General features: G+C 57.3%; 20 protein-coding genes and 1 pseudogene. 15 read left to right on the top strand and 6 right to left on the bottom strand.

What is annotated here, in order from left to right:
- Positions 1 to 6: 6 nt before the first annotated feature.
- Both phoR and phoB read right to left on the bottom strand, forming a co-directional pair.
- Positions 7 to 1,293, bottom strand: coding sequence for a phosphate regulon sensor histidine kinase PhoR (phoR, locus tag H8B20_RS11835; RefSeq protein WP_215729332.1), 1,287 nt, complete (start codon positions 1,291 to 1,293; stop codon positions 7 to 9).
- Positions 1,294 to 1,432: 139 nt separating this feature from the next.
- A complete protein-coding gene (gene phoB, locus H8B20_RS11830; protein WP_007896474.1) occupies positions 1,433 to 2,122 on the bottom strand; it encodes a phosphate regulon transcriptional regulator PhoB in 690 nt (229 codons plus the stop codon).
- A 151-nt stretch (positions 2,123 to 2,273) separates the two neighbouring features.
- Between phoB and H8B20_RS11825 the strand changes: the two genes are divergently transcribed.
- A complete protein-coding gene (locus H8B20_RS11825) occupies positions 2,274 to 2,660 on the top strand; it encodes a COG4315 family predicted lipoprotein (protein ID WP_150688302.1) in 387 nt (128 codons plus the stop codon).
- A 110-nt stretch (positions 2,661 to 2,770) separates the two neighbouring features.
- Here the strand turns inward: H8B20_RS11825 and ubiA are convergent, their stop codons facing one another.
- Together ubiA and H8B20_RS11815 are read right to left on the bottom strand one after the other, a co-directional pair.
- Positions 2,771 to 3,661, bottom strand: a complete 891-nt coding sequence (gene ubiA / locus H8B20_RS11820; protein WP_210623216.1) for a 4-hydroxybenzoate octaprenyltransferase — start codon at positions 3,659 to 3,661, stop codon at positions 2,771 to 2,773.
- Positions 3,661 to 4,221: a chorismate--pyruvate lyase family protein gene (locus H8B20_RS11815; protein ID WP_210623215.1), complete on the bottom strand. Its 561-nt coding sequence runs from the start codon at positions 4,219 to 4,221 to the stop codon at positions 3,661 to 3,663. Before H8B20_RS11815 ends, ubiA begins: the two co-directional genes overlap by 1 nt.
- 200 nt (positions 4,222 to 4,421) lie before the next feature.
- On the opposite strand from H8B20_RS11815, the gene H8B20_RS11810 reads away from it, so the two are divergent.
- The 3 genes from H8B20_RS11810 to H8B20_RS11800 all read left to right on the top strand — a co-directional run bounded on the left by H8B20_RS11810 (position 4,422) and on the right by H8B20_RS11800 (position 6,225).
- Entirely contained in the window at positions 4,422 to 4,589 is a 168-nt protein-coding gene (locus tag H8B20_RS11810) for a rubredoxin (protein WP_007954349.1), read from the top strand.
- A 21-nt stretch (positions 4,590 to 4,610) separates the two neighbouring features.
- Positions 4,611 to 5,759, top strand: coding sequence for an NAD(P)/FAD-dependent oxidoreductase (locus tag H8B20_RS11805; RefSeq protein WP_210623214.1), 1,149 nt, complete (start codon positions 4,611 to 4,613; stop codon positions 5,757 to 5,759).
- Between the two features lie 190 nt (positions 5,760 to 5,949).
- On the top strand, positions 5,950 to 6,225 hold the full coding sequence (locus H8B20_RS11800; protein ID WP_003213368.1) for an HU family DNA-binding protein: 276 nt from the start codon (positions 5,950 to 5,952) through the stop codon (positions 6,223 to 6,225).
- A 97-nt stretch (positions 6,226 to 6,322) separates the two neighbouring features.
- Here the strand turns inward: H8B20_RS11800 and H8B20_RS11795 are convergent, their stop codons facing one another.
- Both H8B20_RS11795 and H8B20_RS27825 read right to left on the bottom strand, forming a co-directional pair.
- Positions 6,323 to 6,679 carry a hypothetical protein gene (locus H8B20_RS11795; RefSeq protein ID WP_210623213.1) on the bottom strand — a complete coding sequence of 119 codons (357 nt, stop codon included), beginning with the start codon at positions 6,677 to 6,679 and terminating at the stop codon, positions 6,323 to 6,325.
- 335 nt (positions 6,680 to 7,014) lie between these two features.
- A pseudogene (locus H8B20_RS27825) lies at positions 7,015 to 7,296 on the bottom strand (contractile injection system protein, VgrG/Pvc8 family); the annotation flags it as partial.
- A 712-nt stretch (positions 7,297 to 8,008) separates the two neighbouring features.
- Here H8B20_RS27825 and tssA point away from each other — a divergent pair.
- The 11 genes from tssA to tssG all read left to right on the top strand — a co-directional run bounded on the left by tssA (position 8,009) and on the right by tssG (position 17,489).
- Positions 8,009 to 9,571: a type VI secretion system protein TssA gene (tssA, locus tag H8B20_RS11785; RefSeq protein WP_042561806.1), complete on the top strand. Its 1,563-nt coding sequence runs from the start codon at positions 8,009 to 8,011 to the stop codon at positions 9,569 to 9,571.
- Positions 9,572 to 9,603: 32 nt separating this feature from the next.
- A complete protein-coding gene (tssB, locus tag H8B20_RS11780; RefSeq protein ID WP_042561805.1) occupies positions 9,604 to 10,107 on the top strand; it encodes a type VI secretion system contractile sheath small subunit in 504 nt (167 codons plus the stop codon).
- Positions 10,108 to 10,133: 26 nt separating this feature from the next.
- Positions 10,134 to 11,609 carry a type VI secretion system contractile sheath large subunit gene (gene tssC, locus H8B20_RS11775; RefSeq protein ID WP_042561804.1) on the top strand — a complete coding sequence of 492 codons (1,476 nt, stop codon included), beginning with the start codon at positions 10,134 to 10,136 and terminating at the stop codon, positions 11,607 to 11,609.
- 9 nt (positions 11,610 to 11,618) lie between these two features.
- On the top strand, positions 11,619 to 12,026 hold the full coding sequence (gene tssE, locus H8B20_RS11770; protein WP_042561803.1) for a type VI secretion system baseplate subunit TssE: 408 nt from the start codon (positions 11,619 to 11,621) through the stop codon (positions 12,024 to 12,026).
- Between the two features lie 11 nt (positions 12,027 to 12,037).
- Positions 12,038 to 12,436 (top strand): hypothetical protein, encoded by a 399-nt coding sequence (locus H8B20_RS11765; protein WP_210623211.1) that lies wholly within the window; start codon positions 12,038 to 12,040, stop codon positions 12,434 to 12,436.
- Positions 12,427 to 12,849, top strand: a complete 423-nt coding sequence (locus H8B20_RS11760) for a hypothetical protein (protein ID WP_042561801.1) — start codon at positions 12,427 to 12,429, stop codon at positions 12,847 to 12,849. Before H8B20_RS11765 ends, H8B20_RS11760 begins: the two co-directional genes overlap by 10 nt.
- A 64-nt stretch (positions 12,850 to 12,913) precedes the next feature.
- Positions 12,914 to 13,420: a PAAR domain-containing protein gene (locus tag H8B20_RS11755; RefSeq protein ID WP_093429636.1), complete on the top strand. Its 507-nt coding sequence runs from the start codon at positions 12,914 to 12,916 to the stop codon at positions 13,418 to 13,420.
- Between the two features lie 4 nt (positions 13,421 to 13,424).
- Positions 13,425 to 14,276, top strand: a complete 852-nt coding sequence (locus H8B20_RS11750) for a hypothetical protein (protein ID WP_210623210.1) — start codon at positions 13,425 to 13,427, stop codon at positions 14,274 to 14,276.
- Positions 14,273 to 14,650, top strand: a complete 378-nt coding sequence (locus H8B20_RS11745) for a hypothetical protein (RefSeq protein ID WP_210623348.1) — start codon at positions 14,273 to 14,275, stop codon at positions 14,648 to 14,650. Before H8B20_RS11750 ends, H8B20_RS11745 begins: the two co-directional genes overlap by 4 nt.
- Positions 14,651 to 14,730: 80 nt before the next feature.
- On the top strand, positions 14,731 to 16,518 hold the full coding sequence (gene tssF / locus H8B20_RS11740) for a type VI secretion system baseplate subunit TssF (protein WP_150616894.1): 1,788 nt from the start codon (positions 14,731 to 14,733) through the stop codon (positions 16,516 to 16,518).
- Positions 16,482 to 17,489, top strand: a complete 1,008-nt coding sequence (gene tssG / locus H8B20_RS11735; RefSeq protein WP_042561791.1) for a type VI secretion system baseplate subunit TssG — start codon at positions 16,482 to 16,484, stop codon at positions 17,487 to 17,489. The genes tssF and tssG overlap by 37 nt, the downstream gene beginning before the upstream one ends.
- Positions 17,490 to 17,492: the final 3 nt, after the last annotated feature.

The raw sequence follows: 17,492 nt of genomic DNA, 5'->3' as shown, positions 1-17,492 counted from the left end.
CCGGTATCACTCGGCGGCGCTGATCGCCCGTGCGTAAGCGACCTGAGCCGGGGCGAAATGGCAGGTGAACGTGCTGCCGTGGCCGGGCACGCTGCTGATCTCCATGCGCGCGCGGTGGCGCAACAACACGTGTTTGACGATGGCCAGACCGAGCCCGGTGCCGCCGGTGTTGGAGTTGCGGCTGGAGTCGACACGGTAGAAGCGTTCGGTCAGTCGCGGCAGGTGTTTGCTGTCGATGCCGATCCCCGAATCCTGCACGCTCAGGTGTGCGCCTTGATCGTCGCCCCACCAGCGAATGCGGATATTGCCCTCGGCCGGGGTGTACTTCACCGCGTTGAACACCAGATTGGAAAATGCGCTGCGCAGTTCCGCCTCGCTGCCTTTGAGCGACAGGCTGCTGTCGGCTTCCAGAGTGATGCGCTGGTTTTTCGAGCCGGACAATTGCTGCGCGTCGCTCGTGATCGATTGCAACAGCGTGTCGATCTGTATCGGTTGGTTGTCGGACGGGTAATCGGTGGCTTCCAGCTTCGCCAGCAGCAACAAGTCGTTTAGCAGCGTCTGCATGCGCCCGCCCTGTTGTTGCATCTGCTGCAGGGCGCGGCTCCAGCGCGGGTTCACTTCTTCGACGTTGTCGAGCAGGGTTTCCAGATAGCCGCAGATCACCGTCAGCGGCGTGCGCAATTCGTGGGAGACGTTAGCGATGAAGTCTTTGCGCATCTGTTCCAGTTGATGAATGCGCGTAACGTCGCGCACCAGCATCAAGTGTTCATTGTTGCCGTAGCGCGTGAGGTAGAGCTGAATGCGCACGCGATCGTTGGTCGGCGAGGGGATTTCCAGCGGCTCTGCGTAAGCGTCCTGCTCGAAGTATTCCTTGAAGCGCGGATGGCGCACCAGGTTCGTCACCGGTTGGCCACTGTCCTGTGGGGTTTTGAGTCCGAGCAGGGTTTCGGCTGCGCGGTTCCACCATTCGAGGTTGCCGTCGCTGTCCAGCATGATGACCGCGTCTTTCAGCGCGGCGGTGGACTCCTGAACCCGGTCGATCACCGCTTGCAGGCGCCCGCGCACTCGTTGGTCGCGGCGTTGCAGGTGATAAATGCTGTCGAACACTTCTCCCCACAGTCCGTAGCCATCGGGCGGTGCTTCATCGGGTTGGTGCAGGCGCAACCACTCGTGCAGGCGCAGCAATTGCTTGAGTGTCCAGGCCAGGTAAATGCCCAGGCCCGCTGCGAGGCTCCAGCCGTAATAGCCGGTGATCAGGCCTATCACCAGACAGGCGGTGACCAGCAGCAGCATGTGGCGAATCAGGGTGCCATGCCAGTTTTGATTCACGGAGCGTCCTTAAACGCAGCTTCAAGTTTCAAGCTGCAAGCTTCAAGCTAAAGCGGATCGGCTTTCACTTGCCGCTTGTAACTCCTGGCTTGCAGCTGTTTTTTTATGCTTTGGTTGAGAACCGGTAGCCGGTGCCACGCACGGTTTGTACCAGATTTTCGTAGGCGTCGCCGAGGGCCTTGCGCAGGCGTCGGATGTGCACGTCGACCGTGCGCTCTTCAACATAAACGTTGCCGCCCCAGACCTGATCCAGTAACTGACCGCGAGTGTAAGCGCGTTCCTGGTGGGTCATGAAGAATTGCAGCAGACGGTATTCGGTCGGGCCCATCTCGGCCGGTTTGCCGTCGATGGTCACGCGGTGGCTGATCGGGTCGAGCAACAGGCCACCGACTTCGATTGGCGCTTCGCCATCGGTCGGGCCGGCGCGGCGCAATACGGCCTTGAGGCGGGCGACCAGCTCGCGTGGGGAAAACGGTTTGGTGATGTAGTCATCGGCGCCGACTTCAAGACCCTGGATCTTGTTGTCCTCTTCGCCCTTGGCGGTGAGCATGATGATCGGGATGTCCCCGGTCAGCTCGTCACGCTTCAAACGTCGGGCCAATTCGATGCCGGAGGTGCCGGGCAGCATCCAGTCGAGCAGGATCAGGTCCGGCTTGCGGTCGACGATGATGGCGTGGGCCTGCTGCGAGTTTTCTGCCTCGAGGCAGTCATAGCCGGCCATTTCCAACGCCACGGCGATCATTTCGCGAATGGGCGCTTCGTCGTCGACGATCAGAATGCTCCTGCCAACCATGCCTTAATCCTCTTGTCATTTAACTGTCTTGCGCCGCATTAGATAACGGAATTATTGCAGTCGTGTGACAGTATTTTAGCTCGGGGGCGAATGTGCAGATCCTCAACTAAGCTTTGAGTCCGAATCCTGACAACCACAAGAGAAGGTTTCCATGACTCAAATGACTGTTTCCTTCAAAGCTTTGCTGATGGCTGCCGCCCTGACTCTGCCTGGACTGGCGATGGCTGCCGATCCGGCCATGATGAAAGACGGCATGATGGTCGACCACAAAGGCATGACGCTTTACACGTTCGACAAGGACGCTGGCGGCAAGTCGATGTGCAACGACGACTGCGCCAAGAACTGGCCACCATTGATGGCGCCGGCGGACGCCAAAGCTGACGGTAAATGGAGTGTCATCAAGCGCGATGACGGCATGATGCAGTACGCCTACGATGGCAAACCGCTGTACACCTTCATGAAGGACGAGAAGCCTGGAGACATGACAGGCGACAAGATGAAGAGCGTCTGGCACGTCGTTCGCGAATCGCAGAAATAACCGCGATTCCCCGTGGGATCGAGCCTGCTCGCGAAAGCGTCGTGTCAGTCAGAATATTTGTGAACTGATCCACCGCTATCGAGCTGGCTCACTCCCACTGGGTCTGTGGCTCAACGCAACGCGTAATCCAGCACGATCCCGACAAAAATCGCCAGCCCGGCCCAGTGGTTGTGCAAAAACGCCTGGAAGCAGCGCATCCGGTCCTTGTTGCGGGTGTACCAGAACTCCCACGCATAGCAGCCGGCGGCCACCAGCAGACCGAGTTGAAACCAGATCCCCAGCTCAAATTTCGACCCGGCCAGTAACAGGCATCCCAGCGATAGCGCCTGCAAGGTCAGGATGATCACCCGATCCGCCTCGCCAAACAGAATCGCCGTGGATTTCACGCCGATCTTGAGGTCGTCATCGCGATCGGTCATCGCGTAATAGGTGTCGTAACCCACCGTCCACAACAGATTGGCGATCCACAGCAACCACGCCGCCGCTGGCAACTCGCCGGTCTCTGCGGTGAAGGCCATCGGCATCCCCCAGGAAAACGCCGCGCCCAGTACCACTTGCGGGTAATAGGTGTAGCGCTTCATGAACGGATAGGTGAAGGCCAGCGCCAGACCGCCCAGCGACAACCAGATTGTCGGGGCATTGGTGCACAACACCAGCAGGAAACTCACCCCCATCAGCAGCGCAAAGAACACCAGCGCCTCTTTTGAGCTGATCCTGCCGGCTGCCAGAGGCCGTTGCGCGGTGCGTTTGACGTGGCCGTCGACCTTGCGATCGGCCCAGTCGTTGATCACGCAGCCACCGGCGCGGGTCAGCACCACACCGAGGACGAAAATCACCACGTTGGCCAGCGACGGCGACCCTTTGCCGGCGATCCACAACGCCCACAAGGTTGGCCACAGCAGCAGATAAATGCCGATCGGCTTGTCCATGCGCGTCAACTGAATGAAATCCCAGGCACGCGGGTTCAAACGGTTCAGGGACTTGAGCAGGCTCTGGTACATCAGCAGTTCTCCGGATGGGCGCGTGCGGCGTCCCACAAGCTCGGCAAGAAGATTTCCGCAACCAGCACGCTCAATGCGCCACGGTCGAAACGCGAACGACGCCCCCACAGCTCGGGCGCGCTGGCGGCTGGCGGCAGCCATTGTTCCGGGTAGTGACAGACTTCGATGGCGCGGCGCTGGAAGGCCTGATCGCAAAACAGCAGTTCGCCCAGCGAGCGGCTGCCCAACTCATCCATGTGCAAACCATCGCCCTGCAATGCACTGCGCGATGCCACGCTGCGGGCGAACACCCACGCTTGGCCATGGCCGCGCAAATACACCTCGCGCACCCAGCCTTCGCTGCCTTCTGCCAGATCCAGCGCGGCGCATTCATCGTCGCGCAAGGTATCCCAGCCTTCGAACAGCGGCATGACACTGAAGCCATCGTTGGACAGACGGGTCAGGCGGCGGGTCAGCGAACCTTCGTCGAACAGCCAGTCCAGGGTCGAAGAGTCGGGGAGGGGCGTCAGTCGGCTTTGGGGCAGCCAGAGCGGGGCCGGGGAGGAATTTGTCTGTTGCACAATGAGTCATTATTGGCCGCAAATGAGGCGGCGAGCTTACCATGGCGAGCATCGACATTGATTGATCCGGGTCGCCGTTGCGCCGAACAGGCTTGCATCTGCCCGGTACCATCAGTACAAAACGCCCTGAGCCGGATGGCAGCGCAACACCCATCGACCATTCGCGCCGGCAAAAGCCTGAATCCTGAGGAAGTACCTGAATGAAGAAGTGGCAATGTGTGGTCTGTGGCCTGATCTATAACGAAGCCGACGGCTGGCCGGATGACGGCATCGCGCCGGGCACCCTGTGGCAGGACGTGCCGGAAGACTGGCTGTGCCCAGACTGCGGCGTTGGCAAGATGGACTTCGAAATGATCGAAATCAACTAAGAAAAACTGAGGAAGTAAGGCATGAGCGCACCAGTCGTCATCATCGGCACCGGGCTTGCGGGCTATAACCTGGCCCGCGAGTTTCGCAAGCTCGACAGCGAAACACCGCTGCTGCTGATTACCGCCGATGACGGTCGCTCCTACTCCAAGCCGATGCTCTCCACCGGTTTCGGCAAGAACAAGGACGCCGATGGCCTGAGCATGGCCGAGCCGGGCACGATGGCTGAGCAGTTGAAGGCCGAGGTGCGTACGCACACGCGCATCAGCGGCATCGACGCGGGCCACAAGCGCCTGTGGATCGGCGAAGAAGTCGTGGCATATCGCGACCTGATCCTCGCCTGGGGTGCAGAAACCGTACGCGTGCCGATCGAAGGCGATGGTGCTGATCGGGTGTTCCCGATCAATGATCTCGAAGACTACGCACGTTTCCGAGCGGCAGCGGCTGGCAAGCGTCGGGTGCTGGTGCTCGGTGCCGGGCTGATCGGCTGTGAATTCGCTAACGATCTGATCCTCGGTGGCTACGAGGTGCAACTGGTTGCGCCGTGCGAGCAAGTCATGCCGATGCTGTTGCATCCAGCGGCCGCAGCCGCGGTGCAGTCCGGGCTGGAAAGCCTTGGCGCAAAATTCCACCTCGGCCCGGTGCTGACCCGTCTGCACAAGGTCGCCGACGGCCTGGAAGCGCATTTGTCCGACGGTCAGGTCATTCCCTGCGACGTGGTGGTTTCGGCCATCGGCCTGCGTCCTCGCATCGATCTGGCGGCGGCGGCCGGCGTGCAGGTCAATCGCGGTGTCGTGGTTGATCGACAACTGAAAACGTCCCACGCCAATATCTATGCCTTGGGTGACTGCGCCGAGGTCGACGGGCTCAATCTTTTGTACGTGATGCCCCTCATGAGTTGTGCGCGCGCGCTGGCACAAACCCTCGCAGGCAACCCGACGGCGGTGAACTACGGCCCGATGCCGATCACCGTGAAAACTCCGGTCTGCCCATTGGTGGTATCGCCGCCGCCACGGGGCAGCGAAGGGGTTTGGACCGTCGAGGGGCAGGGCGCCGACATCAAGGCCCTGTGCCACGGCGCCGATGGTCAGTTGCTGGGTTATGCCCTGACCGGTGCGGCGGTGATGGAAAAACTCGCCCTGAACAAACAGCTTCCGGCCCTGCTGGCGTAAATACCGGTCGTTCTGTCGGAATCACCCAGCTTTTGCCCCTACAAAGGTCGCGGGGAGACTGGCGCCGCCCGTATCCGCGTGCCATTCTCACTCCCGTCTGCCGCAGCGTAGAGCCTGCGGCGCCTTGGGCGCTGTTCCAACGAGAACAGCACGGACATAACAACAAAAAACCGTCAAAGGGGCTTCACTAATGCGTAAACCAGAACTCGCCGCTGCAATCGCTGAAAAAGCAGATCTGACCAAAGAACAGGCCAACCGCGTGCTCAACGCCGTTCTCGAAGAAATCACCGGCGCTCTGCACCGCAAGGACAGCGTCACGCTGGTGGGCTTCGGCACCTTCCTGCAACGCCACCGCGGCGCCCGTACCGGCAAAAACCCGCAGACCGGTGAGCCGGTGAAAATCAAGGCCAGCAACACTGTTGCATTCAAGCCAGGCAAGTCGTTGAAAGACAGCGTTAATCCTTAATTGCGGCGAACTCCCTGAATAGTGGGGAGAACCGTAATAGAAAAATGGGCACATCGATTGCGGTCGAGTGCCCATTTTTTGTGGCTGTTTAACGCGCTTACTTGCGTCGGAAGCAAGCCTTGCCGTTGCCGAAGTCTACCGCCAGGCAGTTTGGTTCGATGGCCAATTCCAGATCCTGAAACAGGCCGGACAAATCGCTGTTGGAGGCGGCTTTGGTCGCGCTTTTCAGCGTCAGTGTTTCGTTCTCCACCTGCCATGTCCCCTTGGCAAAACCGTCGGCACTGCCATACGAAATACCTGCGTCAAAGGTGCCGTCCTTACGCAATAGCAACTCGGCGCCCATTTCCATTGCGCCGTACAGATAGTAATGGCCGTCCAGCGGCGGGGCGTCCGCTGACGCTTGGGTGATGGGCAGCCACATCAGTGCTGCGAAGAATAGTGGTTTCAGTTCCATGAGGTAATGCTCCTTAACCGCTTTCGTGGCGCGTTGAATTTTCCGGTGAAGGTTTCAAATTCCAGCTCAATAAGCAACGAATAACGGCCTTCGTTTTTGCCAGATAGTGGTCCTCTTCATTGACGAACTCCCTGATCGTAGCGTTTTGAGAGACCCTCTTTAGTAGCGTTTGAAGTCGAAATGAAAGGGACGACAGTGGTGAATGGTCGGTGACCGACGGTGGATAAATGAATACCTGGAGATTTTGACGCCTTACCAGCCCTCATAGGGAATCCCGAACTTTTCGATGTAGGCTTTGGATGCATTGGTAAGAGGTCGATGTTTACCGCGGGACTTATCAGCGTCAGCTCATAGCGAGTCAGTCGTTTACCAGACTCTGCCACCGTCACATCTTCGATATGCCCATGAATCCCTTCGCCATTGAAACCGAATCGTAGAAATGCAGGTTGGCTGAGCAGGCTCTCCAGATCGAAATCCGGATGCTCGCTGACCAGTTCGATTCTCACGGAGTAGAGCTGACTGATGGCTTCGGTGCCGTTGAAGGCAAGCACCTTGAAGTCGTGTCGAATAGCGGGGATTTGCAGGGTGAATAGCGAGCAATTGCCTGCATTGAACATACGCTTGTCCTTAAGCAAGTGAGTCGATGCGCGGTGTCCGATCGTCCGTGATGGCCACGCAAAATAATTTGCAAAGCCAAGCTAGCAACGTTGGAAATAAATTGATGTAAGAAGTGTCCCTGAGATTTGTCAGAGTGTTTCGGGCGTGATGTGGCTGGGTGAATTGACGGAAAGGACTGTGCGAAAGCAGTTCGATAATTATTGAGTTAGCACTGATGCGCAGTATTTGCGGGGGGGAAGTTTCAATATCATGATTTGCTATCAAATTGATGGCACTTTTGTAGTTGAGCGTTGTCGCCGATGAGTTATGGATAGAAGTCAGCAAATTTTCGGAAGAGTCCTACTTCTATTTTTTCAAAGTGTTGTCATGCTTGCCGACGTGAAATGGGACGGTCGTTCGGGTCAATGCGGTCGAGCTTGCTCGGACCGCTCTGGGCCGATGGTTTCGAGGGTGCCGGGGAAATGCCGGCAATATAAATCGATGTCAGGGAATCCCTTGTCATATATAGGGCGATCTCTTACAGCCCCTCATGAACACTTCGTCTTGTTGTTTGATCAGATGCTTGCTAGTGGCCATCATAGTGATTACGATGCGCCCACTTGAAAGAGCACTCACTCAATCTGGATGAGTTTCATCACTGCTCTTCGATACTGTCCGGCGTCGCCGCACCTGAAATTGGCGTCTGACTGTAATCCTTAATAAAGGCCATGGATGTCCTACTCAAGCAAACTTTCCGCCCATTACCTCGAACTCGCCAAAGTCTCTGTTTCCAAAGAGAATTTCGCGGGCGAAGACGTTCGTTTTTCGAGCGAATTCGAGGCGCTGGAAAGCGAGCTGGCCAAAGCCTCGTCGATGCACGAAAGCGGGCAGATCGACTGGCTGAAAATTCGCGAAAACAGCGAAAATCTCCTGCGTACCCAATCCAAGGATTTGCGTGTCGGCGCCTGGCTGACCTGGTCGCTTTACCAGCGTGAATCCTTCCCCGGCCTGCTGGCCGGCCTTGGCTTGCTGCACCACTTGTCGGAAAACAACTGGGCCGACGTTCACCCGCTCAAACCCCGCACACGTGCCGCTGCCATTGGCTGGCTGGTGCCGCGTCTTGAGCAGGTCATCACCGAAAACATTGCGATCAAAGAGCAGTTGCCGATGTTCCGGCAGCTCTCCGAGCACCTGTCTGGTCTCGAAGCCGCTTGCGCTGAACATCTGGGTGACGACTCGCCGCTGTTACTGCCGATCTCCCGCCGCCTGAAAACCATGATCCAGCGCGCCGCCGACAACCAGCCGGCCCCCGGTGTTGTGGGGGCGGCGGTGGCGCAGGTCAAGCAGGCGGCGAGTCAGCTGCTGACGCCCGGCGCGCCGATCGACAACGAAAGAGACGCCCACAAAGCGCTGCGCGCCCAGCAGGAAAGCGCCCGGCCATTGTGTGCCTGGTGGCTCAAGCAGAAAGCCACCGACCTGCGCGCCCTGCGCCTGAACCGCACGCTGCTGTGGATGACCATCGACGCCGTGCCCGAGCGTAATGCCGAGCAGATCACCGTGTTGCGCGGTCTGCCGCTCGACAAGCTGAAGCTTTATCAGGATCGATTCGATCAGGGCAAATACGCAGACCTGCTGGTGGAACTGGAGGCGAGTCTGGCGAAGGCGCCGTTCTGGTTCGATGGCCAGAGGATGGTCTGGGAGTGTCTCCAGAACCTCAACGCCGAGCTGGCCATGCGCGAAGTGGAAATCCACTTCGCGCTTTTGATTCAGCGCCTGCCCGGCATTGTCGAATTGCGTTACCACGACGGCGCGCCGTTTGCCGATCCGTCTACCCGGGCGTGGATTGCCGCCAACGTCATGCCGCACCTGCAAAGCGCCAGCGCGCCCCGCAAGGTTGAAAGCGACAACGTCGAAACCCAGCCAGCCTGGGAAAAAGCCCTCGAAGAAGTCTTGCCGACTCTGCGCAAGGAAGGCCTCAAGCCTGCCGTGCAGATTCTCAAGCAAGGGCTGCAATCGGCCCACGGCGGGCGCGAGCGCTTCTTCTGGCAGTTCGCGCTCGCAAGGCTGTGCTTCATGGCCAAGAAATACGAACTGGCCAAAAACCAGCTGGAAACCCTCGATCAGACATTACAGGACTCAGGCCTGCACGCCTGGGAGCCCGATCTTGCATTGGAAGTGCTGCACCTGCTGCACAGTTGCTGCGAGTTGTTACCGCAGAACCATGCAGTGCGTGAACGCAAGGAAGAGATTTATCGCAGGCTGTGCCACCTCGATCTCGAAGTGGTACTCGAATAGGCCCCAGGGCCACAACCGCAAGGAGAAAAGCCATGGCCAAAGAAGGCTCGGTAGCCCCCAAGGAACGCATCAACGTCACCTTCAAACCCGCCACCGGCGGTGCTCAGGAAGAGATTGAACTGCCGCTGAAACTGCTGGCAATCGGTGACTACACCCACCGCAAAGACGAGCGCAAGATCGAAGATCGCAAGCCGATCAGCATCGACAAGATGACCTTCGACGAAGTGCTGGCCAAGCAAGAGCTTAGCCTGACGATGAACGTGCCGAACCGTCTGCAGGAAGAAGGCAGCACTGAAGAGTTGGGCGTGCAACTGCGCGTCAATTCGATGAAGGACTTCAACCCGGCCAGCCTGGTCGAGCAAGTGCCTGAGCTGAAAAAGCTGATGGAACTGCGTGACGCGCTGGTGGCCCTCAAAGGCCCGCTGGGTAACGCACCTGCTTTCCGTAAAGCCATCGAAGGCGTGCTCGCCGACGACGAATCCCGCGGTCGCGTACTCGGTGAGCTGGGCCTGAACGCCGCAGCCACTGACGCCTGAACCCAGCAGCCAAGGAAGCCAACACAATGAGCACTAGCGCAGCACAAGAGAAAGGCGCCGCGAGCGGCGAGTACAGCATTCTCGACAGCATCATCGCCGAAACCCGCCTGACGCCGGACGACGAAGCCTACGACATCGCCAAGCGCGGTGTGTCGGCGTTCATCGAAGAGCTGCTCAAGCCGCAGAACAACGGTGAGCCGGTCAAGAAAGCCATGGTTGACCGCATGATCGCCGAGATCGATGCCAAGCTCAGCCGTCAGATGGACGAAATCCTGCACCACCCGGACTTCCAGGCTCTGGAATCGTCGTGGCGTGGCCTGCAGTTGCTGGTGGACCGCACCAACTTCCGCGAAAACATCAAGATCGAAATCCTCAACGTCTCGAAAGAAGACCTGCTGGACGATTTCGAAGATTCGCCGGAAGTCATGCAGTCGGGCCTGTACAAGCACATCTACACCGCTGAATACGGCCAGTTCGGTGGTCAGCCGGTTGGCGCGATCATCGCCAACTACTACATGTCCCCAAGCTCGCCGGACGTGAAACTGATGCAGTACGTGTCCAGCGTAGCCTGCATGTCCCACGCGCCTTTCATCGCGGCTGCCGGCCCGAAATTCTTCGGTCTGGAAAGCTTCACCGGCTTGCCGGATCTGAAAGATCTGAAAGACCACTTCGAAGGCCCGCAATTCGCCAAATGGCAGAGCTTCCGTACTTCGGAAGACTCCCGTTACGTTGGCCTGACCGTGCCGCGTTTCCTGCTGCGTAACCCGTACGATCCGGAAGAAAACCCGGTCAAATCGTTCGTGTACAAGGAAACCGTTGCCAACAGCCACGAGCACTACCTGTGGGGCAACACCGCTTACGCGTTCGGCACCAAGCTGACCGACAGCTTCGCCAAATTCCGCTGGTGCCCGAACATCATCGGCCCTCAGAGCGGTGGTGCTGTTGAAGACCTGCCGTTGCACCATTTCGAAAGCATGGGCGAAATCGAAACCAAGATCCCTACTGAGGTTCTGGTTTCCGACCGTCGTGAATACGAACTGGCCGAGGAAGGCTTCATCTCCCTGACCATGCGTAAAGGTTCCGACAACGCGGCGTTCTTCTCCGCAAGCTCGGTGCAGAAGCCGAAGTTCTTCGGCATCAGCGCAGAAGGCAAGGCGGCAGAGCTGAACTACAAGCTCGGCACCCAACTGCCGTACATGATGATCGTCAACCGCCTGGCTCACTACTTGAAAGTGCTGCAGCGCGAGCAACTCGGTTCGTGGAAAGAGCGTACCGACCTCGAGCTGGAACTCAACAAGTGGATCCGTCAGTACGTGGCCGACCAGGAAAACCCAAGCGCCGAAGTCCGTGGCCGTCGTCCGCTGCGCGCTGCGCAAATCATCGTCAGCGACGTTGAAGGCGAGCCAGGCTGGTACCGCGTGAGCTTGAACGTGCGTCCGCACTTCAAGTACATGGGTGCCGATTTCACCCTGTCGCTGGTTGGCAAGCTGGACAAAGAGTAAGAGCGACTCATGGACGGATACGGCAGCCTTTTCGAACGTCTCAATGGCGACGCGGAAAAACGCAAGGGCAGGAGCCTCGAGGTTTCTGCCATGGCGTCAGTCGCTGCCCATCTGGCCAAAATGCTCAGCACCCGGGCCGGCAGCGTGCAAACGCTGTCCGACTACGGGTTGCCCGATCTCAATGACATGCGTCTGAGCCTGCACGACTCCCTGAGTCAGGCCCGTCTGGCCATCGAAACCTTCATCGAAGCCTACGAGCCACGCCTGAGCAACGTGCGTGTCATTTCCCTGCCGCGTGACCACGATCAACTTCGCCTGTCCTTCAGTATCGAAGGCCTGCTGGAAGTTGAAGGGTTCAAGCGTCAGGTCAGTTTTTCCGCGCGCCTGGATGGCAGCGGTCAAGTGAAGGTCACCTAAGGAGAATCCCGATGTCTGGCAAACCTGCAGCACGTTTCACCAGAAAATCCGGGTTTGTTCTCCTGATAGCGGTACCCCTGTTTCTGCTGATGTTCATTGTATTGAAGGTGTTCAGTTCGCTGACTGCAAAGCTATTGAAAACCAATGCAAGTGAATCGGGTAAATGCCACATCTCCCGATATGCACCTGATTACGCGTTCCTGGGCGCGATGGGCGGTATTTTCGAGCTGTTCAGCAGTCAGTTTTTCTACCGTGTTTACACAACAGATGGACGGCTCTTGAAAACGTCGGAGTGGAATCTGTGGATGAGGGAAGGCGATCCAGGCATTGCCCCTGAGTTTCAGGGCGAGATGATTCTATATCCGGGCTCAGAGGGCTGGGAAAGTTGGATCATTCCAGAATGCCGATGAGTCATGCTTTTCAAAAACTGCTGACCTCCGTTGCGATAGTCGTTGTGTTGCTCCTGGTGATTTTTGCTGTTGCTGTCTATGAGCTGCTGAGCCGAAAAGCGGATGTGTCTGTTGTGAGTCCAAGCGGGAAATACATCATTGAGTCGGTTGCGGGAGCCTCACTGCTGACGCCAAGAGAGACGGTTTACCTTCGTTTTTATGAACGTGAAAATCCAGCTCATGTGTACCGAACTCCTTTGTTTTCCGAGCTGGCTCTGGACATGAGGGCGCGCGAGGACGAGGCAGAAGTGGGTGTGGTTTTTATCTATCTGGACAAAAAGGCCAATACGTTTTCTCTCGCCTTGTCCCGTCCGGATGAACACTGGATGAATAGGTTCATCAGCAATACGTCTTACATGCTCATGGAAAATTAATGCGATGAACCGCACTCAGGAACAATGAACAGTCATCACGCCAAAGCCTATTAAGGAGAGCTCAATGTCAGGAAAACCCGCAGCACGCGTATCCGACCCCACCGCTTGCCCGCTCCCCGGCCACGGCACCAACCCGATCGCCGCCGGTTCCGGCGACGTGTTCTTCGACGGCCTCGCGGCCGCCCGCCAAGGCGATGCCTCGGCGTGTGGTGGTGCGATGTCGGGAGGTTTGGCGACCACTGTGTTGATCAACGGCAAACCTGCCGCGACGGTTGATTCGGTGGGTACGCATGGCAACAAGGTTACGGCTGGATCCGGGACGGTGATTATCGGGAATTCGCATTCGCCGGCGCCGTTTGTGCCGCCGGAGCCCGTTGTTATTCCTGGGATCTTCAACCGAGTTTTTTCCTTTCATGCAGCGGACGGACAACCAATCGCGAACTTGAATTACAGAATGGTTTCTGAGAGTGGATTAGAAAAAGCAGGATGTTCGTCGGCAGCTGGGGGCACGGGGTGTTTCTCCACTGGTAAACAAGGCGAGATGGTTACCATCTACGTGTCGGCGGAGTAATCGCGTGGAAACCTCTATTGTTATCGACGGCATCGCACATGGTTTCGAGACCTCCGATGGAAAAACGGAGCTGAAAATTAAAGCCGAAACTACGCCGAGTGAAGATAAAGAACCGAAAAAGCTTCCTTTGCCAAATGTTTGGCTGATAACCAGAGGCAATGGCGTACCTCTTTTTGCTGTAAAACCGAATGCATCAGATGTTCAGTTCAGAATCATGACGGCTGAAAAGCTCTATGCGGAAGCCATCCAATGGTTTGAGCCTCTAGCTGATAACTACCGGGAAAAGTTATGGGTGAATCCCGAGTCTAAAACTGCCGGCACGGACGCATACAATGCTTATAAACAATTTACCTGGGCAGAAATTATAAAGTTTGCAATTGTTGACAGAATGTCAATTAGCTTCGCTCCTAGAATGCCCGGTGATTGGAAAAATAGTTCAGAGGGCGGCGCCGGATTTATAATGGTGATGATCGAGGGCGAGCCCTATTGGACTGACGGTGTTGGACAAATACCGTTCTCGACCGATACCTACCGTTTATATTTGGAAGAAACCAAGTCTTCGGAAACCGCTATCAAGAAAACCGTTGAAACCGGTATGACGTATGGTGATGGTATCCCTATATTTCCGAAGGAGGACAAAACCAACGAATACGATAACTACATGGTGCTGCGCGGTGCTTTGTGGACCTCTGAAAATTTTGAGCTACGCACTGAAACTATAAGAGTATTTGCTGGGCGAATGGGCTATCGCGAAAAAGTGGTGACCAGCACAGTTTACCTCGGCGTTTCCGATCAGAAATTGAGAAGCTCCATCACTCAGGGCTCTGTAGATAAGTATGGAGAGTGGAAGAGATGATGACGAGGATAGCAGCGGGCTTGCTCGTGCACTTTTTTGCCTGCGTCGTTTATGTTGTTGTTAATTATTACGGGGTCTCTCTGTATAAAGTTTCATTTGGTGGTTTGACGTCTCGTGGCGCTTCCATTGGGATTGCCATGTATATGATTTTTTACCTATTTATTTTTGCTAATTTATTGGTTGCTATAATTCCAAGACGATTTTTTAAGTTTAGTGTTGTTGTTTTAATGGTTTCGATGATATTGCTTTACCTGTTGCCGCTTTATCCCGTTCGAGCGGTCGCCTATAGCATTCTTACAGGTGGGCTCACTGCTCTGGCGATATGGGTGGCTGGTAAGTTTGAACGGTTCTTGCTAGCTCGGAGTACGAAATGATTTTTTTTGTTTTCCCATATTTGCGCTCTCAGTCGCTTTCAGTTTGCAAATCAAACGAATAAATACCCAGGCAGCCATACATGTCCTTTAACCACTACTACCAAAGCGAGCTCACCGCACTGCGCCAACTCGGTCGCCGTTTCGCCGAGCGTAGTCCGGCGTTGGCGCCGTATCTGGGTCAGGCCGGGCGGGATCCGGATGTGGAGCGGTTGCTGGAAGGCTTTGCGTTTCTGACCGGGCGGCTGCGCCAGAAGCTCGATGACGAGTTGCCGGAGCTCAGCCATTCGCTGATGCAACTGCTGTGGCCGAACTACATGCGCCCGCTGCCGGCGTTCAGCATTTTGCAGTTCGATCCGCTCAAACGTTCCGGCCCGGCATTGGTGGTCGAGCGCGATACACCGGTGGAAAGCAAACCGGTCGAAGACGTGCGTTGCCGCTTCCGCACTTGCTACCCGACTGAGGTGCTGCCGCTGGATCTAGCCGCGCTGAATTATTCGGTAAAGGGCGACGGTTCGCTGCTCAGCCTGCGTCTGGAAATGAGCGCCGACGGCCACCTCGGCGAACTGGAACTGAGCAAGCTGCGCCTGCATTTTGCCGGTGAGCGTTATATCAGCCAGATGCTTTATCTGAGCCTGCTGCGCAACCTCGAAGGCATCGAACTGATCCCGCTCGACGGCGCCGGCAAGCCGATTGATGGCGTCAGCGGCAAACCGATGGCGTTCAAGATTCCCGGTGACCGGGTCAAACCGGTTGGCTTTGCCGAAGAAGAAGCGTTGATCCCGTATCCGCTGAACACCTTCCGTGGCTACCGCTACCTGCAGGAATACTTCGCGTTCCAGGATAAATTCCTGTTCGTCGACGTCAACGGTCTGGACATTCTCAAGGCATTGCCGGAAGACACCCTCAAGCAGATGCGCGGCCTGGAGTTGCGTTTCGATATTCGCAAGAGCGGCATCATGCGCATGCGTCCGACGCTGGATAACGTGAAGCTGTTCTGCACGCCGATCGTCAATCTGTTCGAGCACGACGCGCTGCCGATTCGCCTCGACGGCAAGCAGGACGAATACCTGCTGCTGCCGGCGGAATACGATTTGGAAAACTGCGGCGTGTTCTCGGTGGAAACCGTGACGGGATGGAAGCCCGGCGGCCTCGGTTATCAGGAATACGTGCCGTTCGAATCTTTCGAGCACGATCCGAGTTTCGACGTGCCCAACAGCCGTCCGCATTACAGCATCCGTCAGCGTTCGTCGCTGCTGCACGATGGCCTCGACACCTACCTGAGCTTCGGTATTCGCCACACCGAAGCTCACGAAACGCTGTCGATCGAGCTGATGTGCACCAACCAGAACCTGCCGAAGAAGCTCAAACTCGGCGACATCTGCATGGCCTGCGAAGAGACCCCGGAGTTCTTGAGTTTCCGCAACATCACCCCGGCCACTCCAAGCTTCGCGCCGCCGCTGAACCGCGACTTCCTGTGGAAGCTGATCAGCAACATGTCGCTTAACTATCTGTCGCTGGCCGACGTCAATGCGTTGAAGGTGATTCTGGAAACCTACGACCTGCCGCGCTACTACGACCAGCACGCGGAGAAAGTCAGCAAGCGCCTGCTCGGCGGCCTCAAACATATCAAGCACCACCACGTCGATCGGCTGCACCGTGGCCTGCCGGTGCGCGGTTTGCGCACCGAACTGACCATCGACCCGGAAGGGTATATCGGCGAAGGCGACCTGTTCGTTTTCGCTTCGGTTCTTAACGAGTTTTTCGCGCTTTACGCCAGTCTCAATTCATTCCATGAGCTGCGGGTAAAAAGCACACAGGGAGAGGTGTACCAATGGACACCACGTATGGGCCTTCAGCCCCTGCTTTAAGCGGGCTGACCCGGGTAATACGCGAGTACTCGCTGTTTCAGGCCGTGCTGCTGGTGATCGACCGGCTGCGCGAGGCACACCCGCACCTGAGCGAAGACGATCTGTACGATCAGGTCGAGTTTCAGGCCAACCCCAGCCTCGGATTTCCGCGTAGCGATGTCGATCGCGTGGAGTTTTTCGAAGAGCACGGGCAGATGCGCGCGCGCGTGCGTTTCAACCTGATTGGCCTGGTCGGTTCCGGTTCACCGCTGCCGGCGTTCTACGGCGAGCAAGCCTTGGGCGACAGCGAAGACGGCAACCCGACGCGCAATTTCCTCGACCTGTTCCACCATCGTCTGCAACGGCTGATGCTGCCGATCTGGCGCAAGTACCGCTACCGCGCGAGTTTCCAGAGCGGGGCGATTGACCCGTTTTCGTCGCAGCTGTTCGCGCTGATCGGCCTGGGTGGCGACGAGATTCGCAAGGCCAAGGAACTCAACTGGAAACGCCTGCTGCCGTACCTCGGCCTGCTCAGCTTGCGGGCGCACTCGGCGGCGTTGATCGAGGCCGTGCTGCGTTACTACTTCAAGCACGAAGACCTGGTCATCGAGCAGTGCATCGAGCGCCGCGTGGAAATTCTCGACGAGCAGCGCAATCGTTTGGGCCGCGACAACAGTGTGCTTGGCGAGGACCTGGTGCTCGGTGAGCGCGTGCGCGACCGCAGCGGCAAATTCCGCATTCATATCACCCAACTCGACTGGCAGCGATTCCACGAATTCCTGCCAATCGGTTTTGGTTACCAGCCGCTCTGCGCGCTGGTGCGGTTCACCCTGCGTGACCCGCTCGATTACGACATTCGCCTGGTCTTGCGCCAGGAAGAAATCCGCGAACTGCGCATCGGTGAGCAGAACGCCTGTCGCCTCGGCTGGACCAGTTGGCTGGGCCGCGAGAAGGCGGACGGCGTGGTGACACTGGGCAGCAAAATTCATTAAGGA

This window comes from Pseudomonas sp. P42 (assembly GCF_017973755.1).
Taxonomy (GTDB): Bacteria; Pseudomonadota; Gammaproteobacteria; order Pseudomonadales; family Pseudomonadaceae; genus Aquipseudomonas; species Aquipseudomonas iridis.
Note: the sequence above shows the minus strand (reverse complement) of the source record. Positions and strands in the feature narration are given on the sequence as shown.

What these genes read in the sequence shown, in the direction of transcription:
- H8B20_RS11745 (WP_210623348.1), top strand. Translation starts at nt 14,273, where the DNA reads ATGATGACGAGGATAGCAGCGGGCTTGCTCGTGCACTTTTTTGCCTGC.
- tssB (WP_042561805.1), top strand. Translation starts at nt 9,604, where the DNA reads ATGGCCAAAGAAGGCTCGGTAGCCCCCAAGGAACGCATCAACGTCACC.
- ubiA (WP_210623216.1), bottom strand. Translation starts at nt 3,661, where the DNA reads ATGTACCAGAGCCTGCTCAAGTCCCTGAACCGTTTGAACCCGCGTGCC.
- tssA (WP_042561806.1), top strand. Translation starts at nt 8,009, where the DNA reads ATGTCCTACTCAAGCAAACTTTCCGCCCATTACCTCGAACTCGCCAAA.
- H8B20_RS11795 (WP_210623213.1), bottom strand. Translation starts at nt 6,679, where the DNA reads ATGGAACTGAAACCACTATTCTTCGCAGCACTGATGTGGCTGCCCATC.
- H8B20_RS11755 (WP_093429636.1), top strand. Translation starts at nt 12,914, where the DNA reads ATGTCAGGAAAACCCGCAGCACGCGTATCCGACCCCACCGCTTGCCCG.
- phoR (WP_215729332.1), bottom strand. Translation starts at nt 1,293, where the DNA reads ATGCTGCTGCTGGTCACCGCCTGTCTGGTGATAGGCCTGATCACCGGC.
- H8B20_RS11810 (WP_007954349.1), top strand. Translation starts at nt 4,422, where the DNA reads ATGAAGAAGTGGCAATGTGTGGTCTGTGGCCTGATCTATAACGAAGCC.
- tssE (WP_042561803.1), top strand. Translation starts at nt 11,619, where the DNA reads ATGGACGGATACGGCAGCCTTTTCGAACGTCTCAATGGCGACGCGGAA.
- H8B20_RS11760 (WP_042561801.1), top strand. Translation starts at nt 12,427, where the DNA reads ATGCCGATGAGTCATGCTTTTCAAAAACTGCTGACCTCCGTTGCGATA.
- H8B20_RS11805 (WP_210623214.1), top strand. Translation starts at nt 4,611, where the DNA reads ATGAGCGCACCAGTCGTCATCATCGGCACCGGGCTTGCGGGCTATAAC.
- tssF (WP_150616894.1), top strand. Translation starts at nt 14,731, where the DNA reads ATGTCCTTTAACCACTACTACCAAAGCGAGCTCACCGCACTGCGCCAA.
- tssG (WP_042561791.1), top strand. Translation starts at nt 16,482, where the DNA reads ATGGACACCACGTATGGGCCTTCAGCCCCTGCTTTAAGCGGGCTGACC.
- H8B20_RS11825 (WP_150688302.1), top strand. Translation starts at nt 2,274, where the DNA reads ATGACTCAAATGACTGTTTCCTTCAAAGCTTTGCTGATGGCTGCCGCC.
- tssC (WP_042561804.1), top strand. Translation starts at nt 10,134, where the DNA reads ATGAGCACTAGCGCAGCACAAGAGAAAGGCGCCGCGAGCGGCGAGTAC.
- H8B20_RS11800 (WP_003213368.1), top strand. Translation starts at nt 5,950, where the DNA reads ATGCGTAAACCAGAACTCGCCGCTGCAATCGCTGAAAAAGCAGATCTG.
- phoB (WP_007896474.1), bottom strand. Translation starts at nt 2,122, where the DNA reads ATGGTTGGCAGGAGCATTCTGATCGTCGACGACGAAGCGCCCATTCGC.
- H8B20_RS11765 (WP_210623211.1), top strand. Translation starts at nt 12,038, where the DNA reads ATGTCTGGCAAACCTGCAGCACGTTTCACCAGAAAATCCGGGTTTGTT.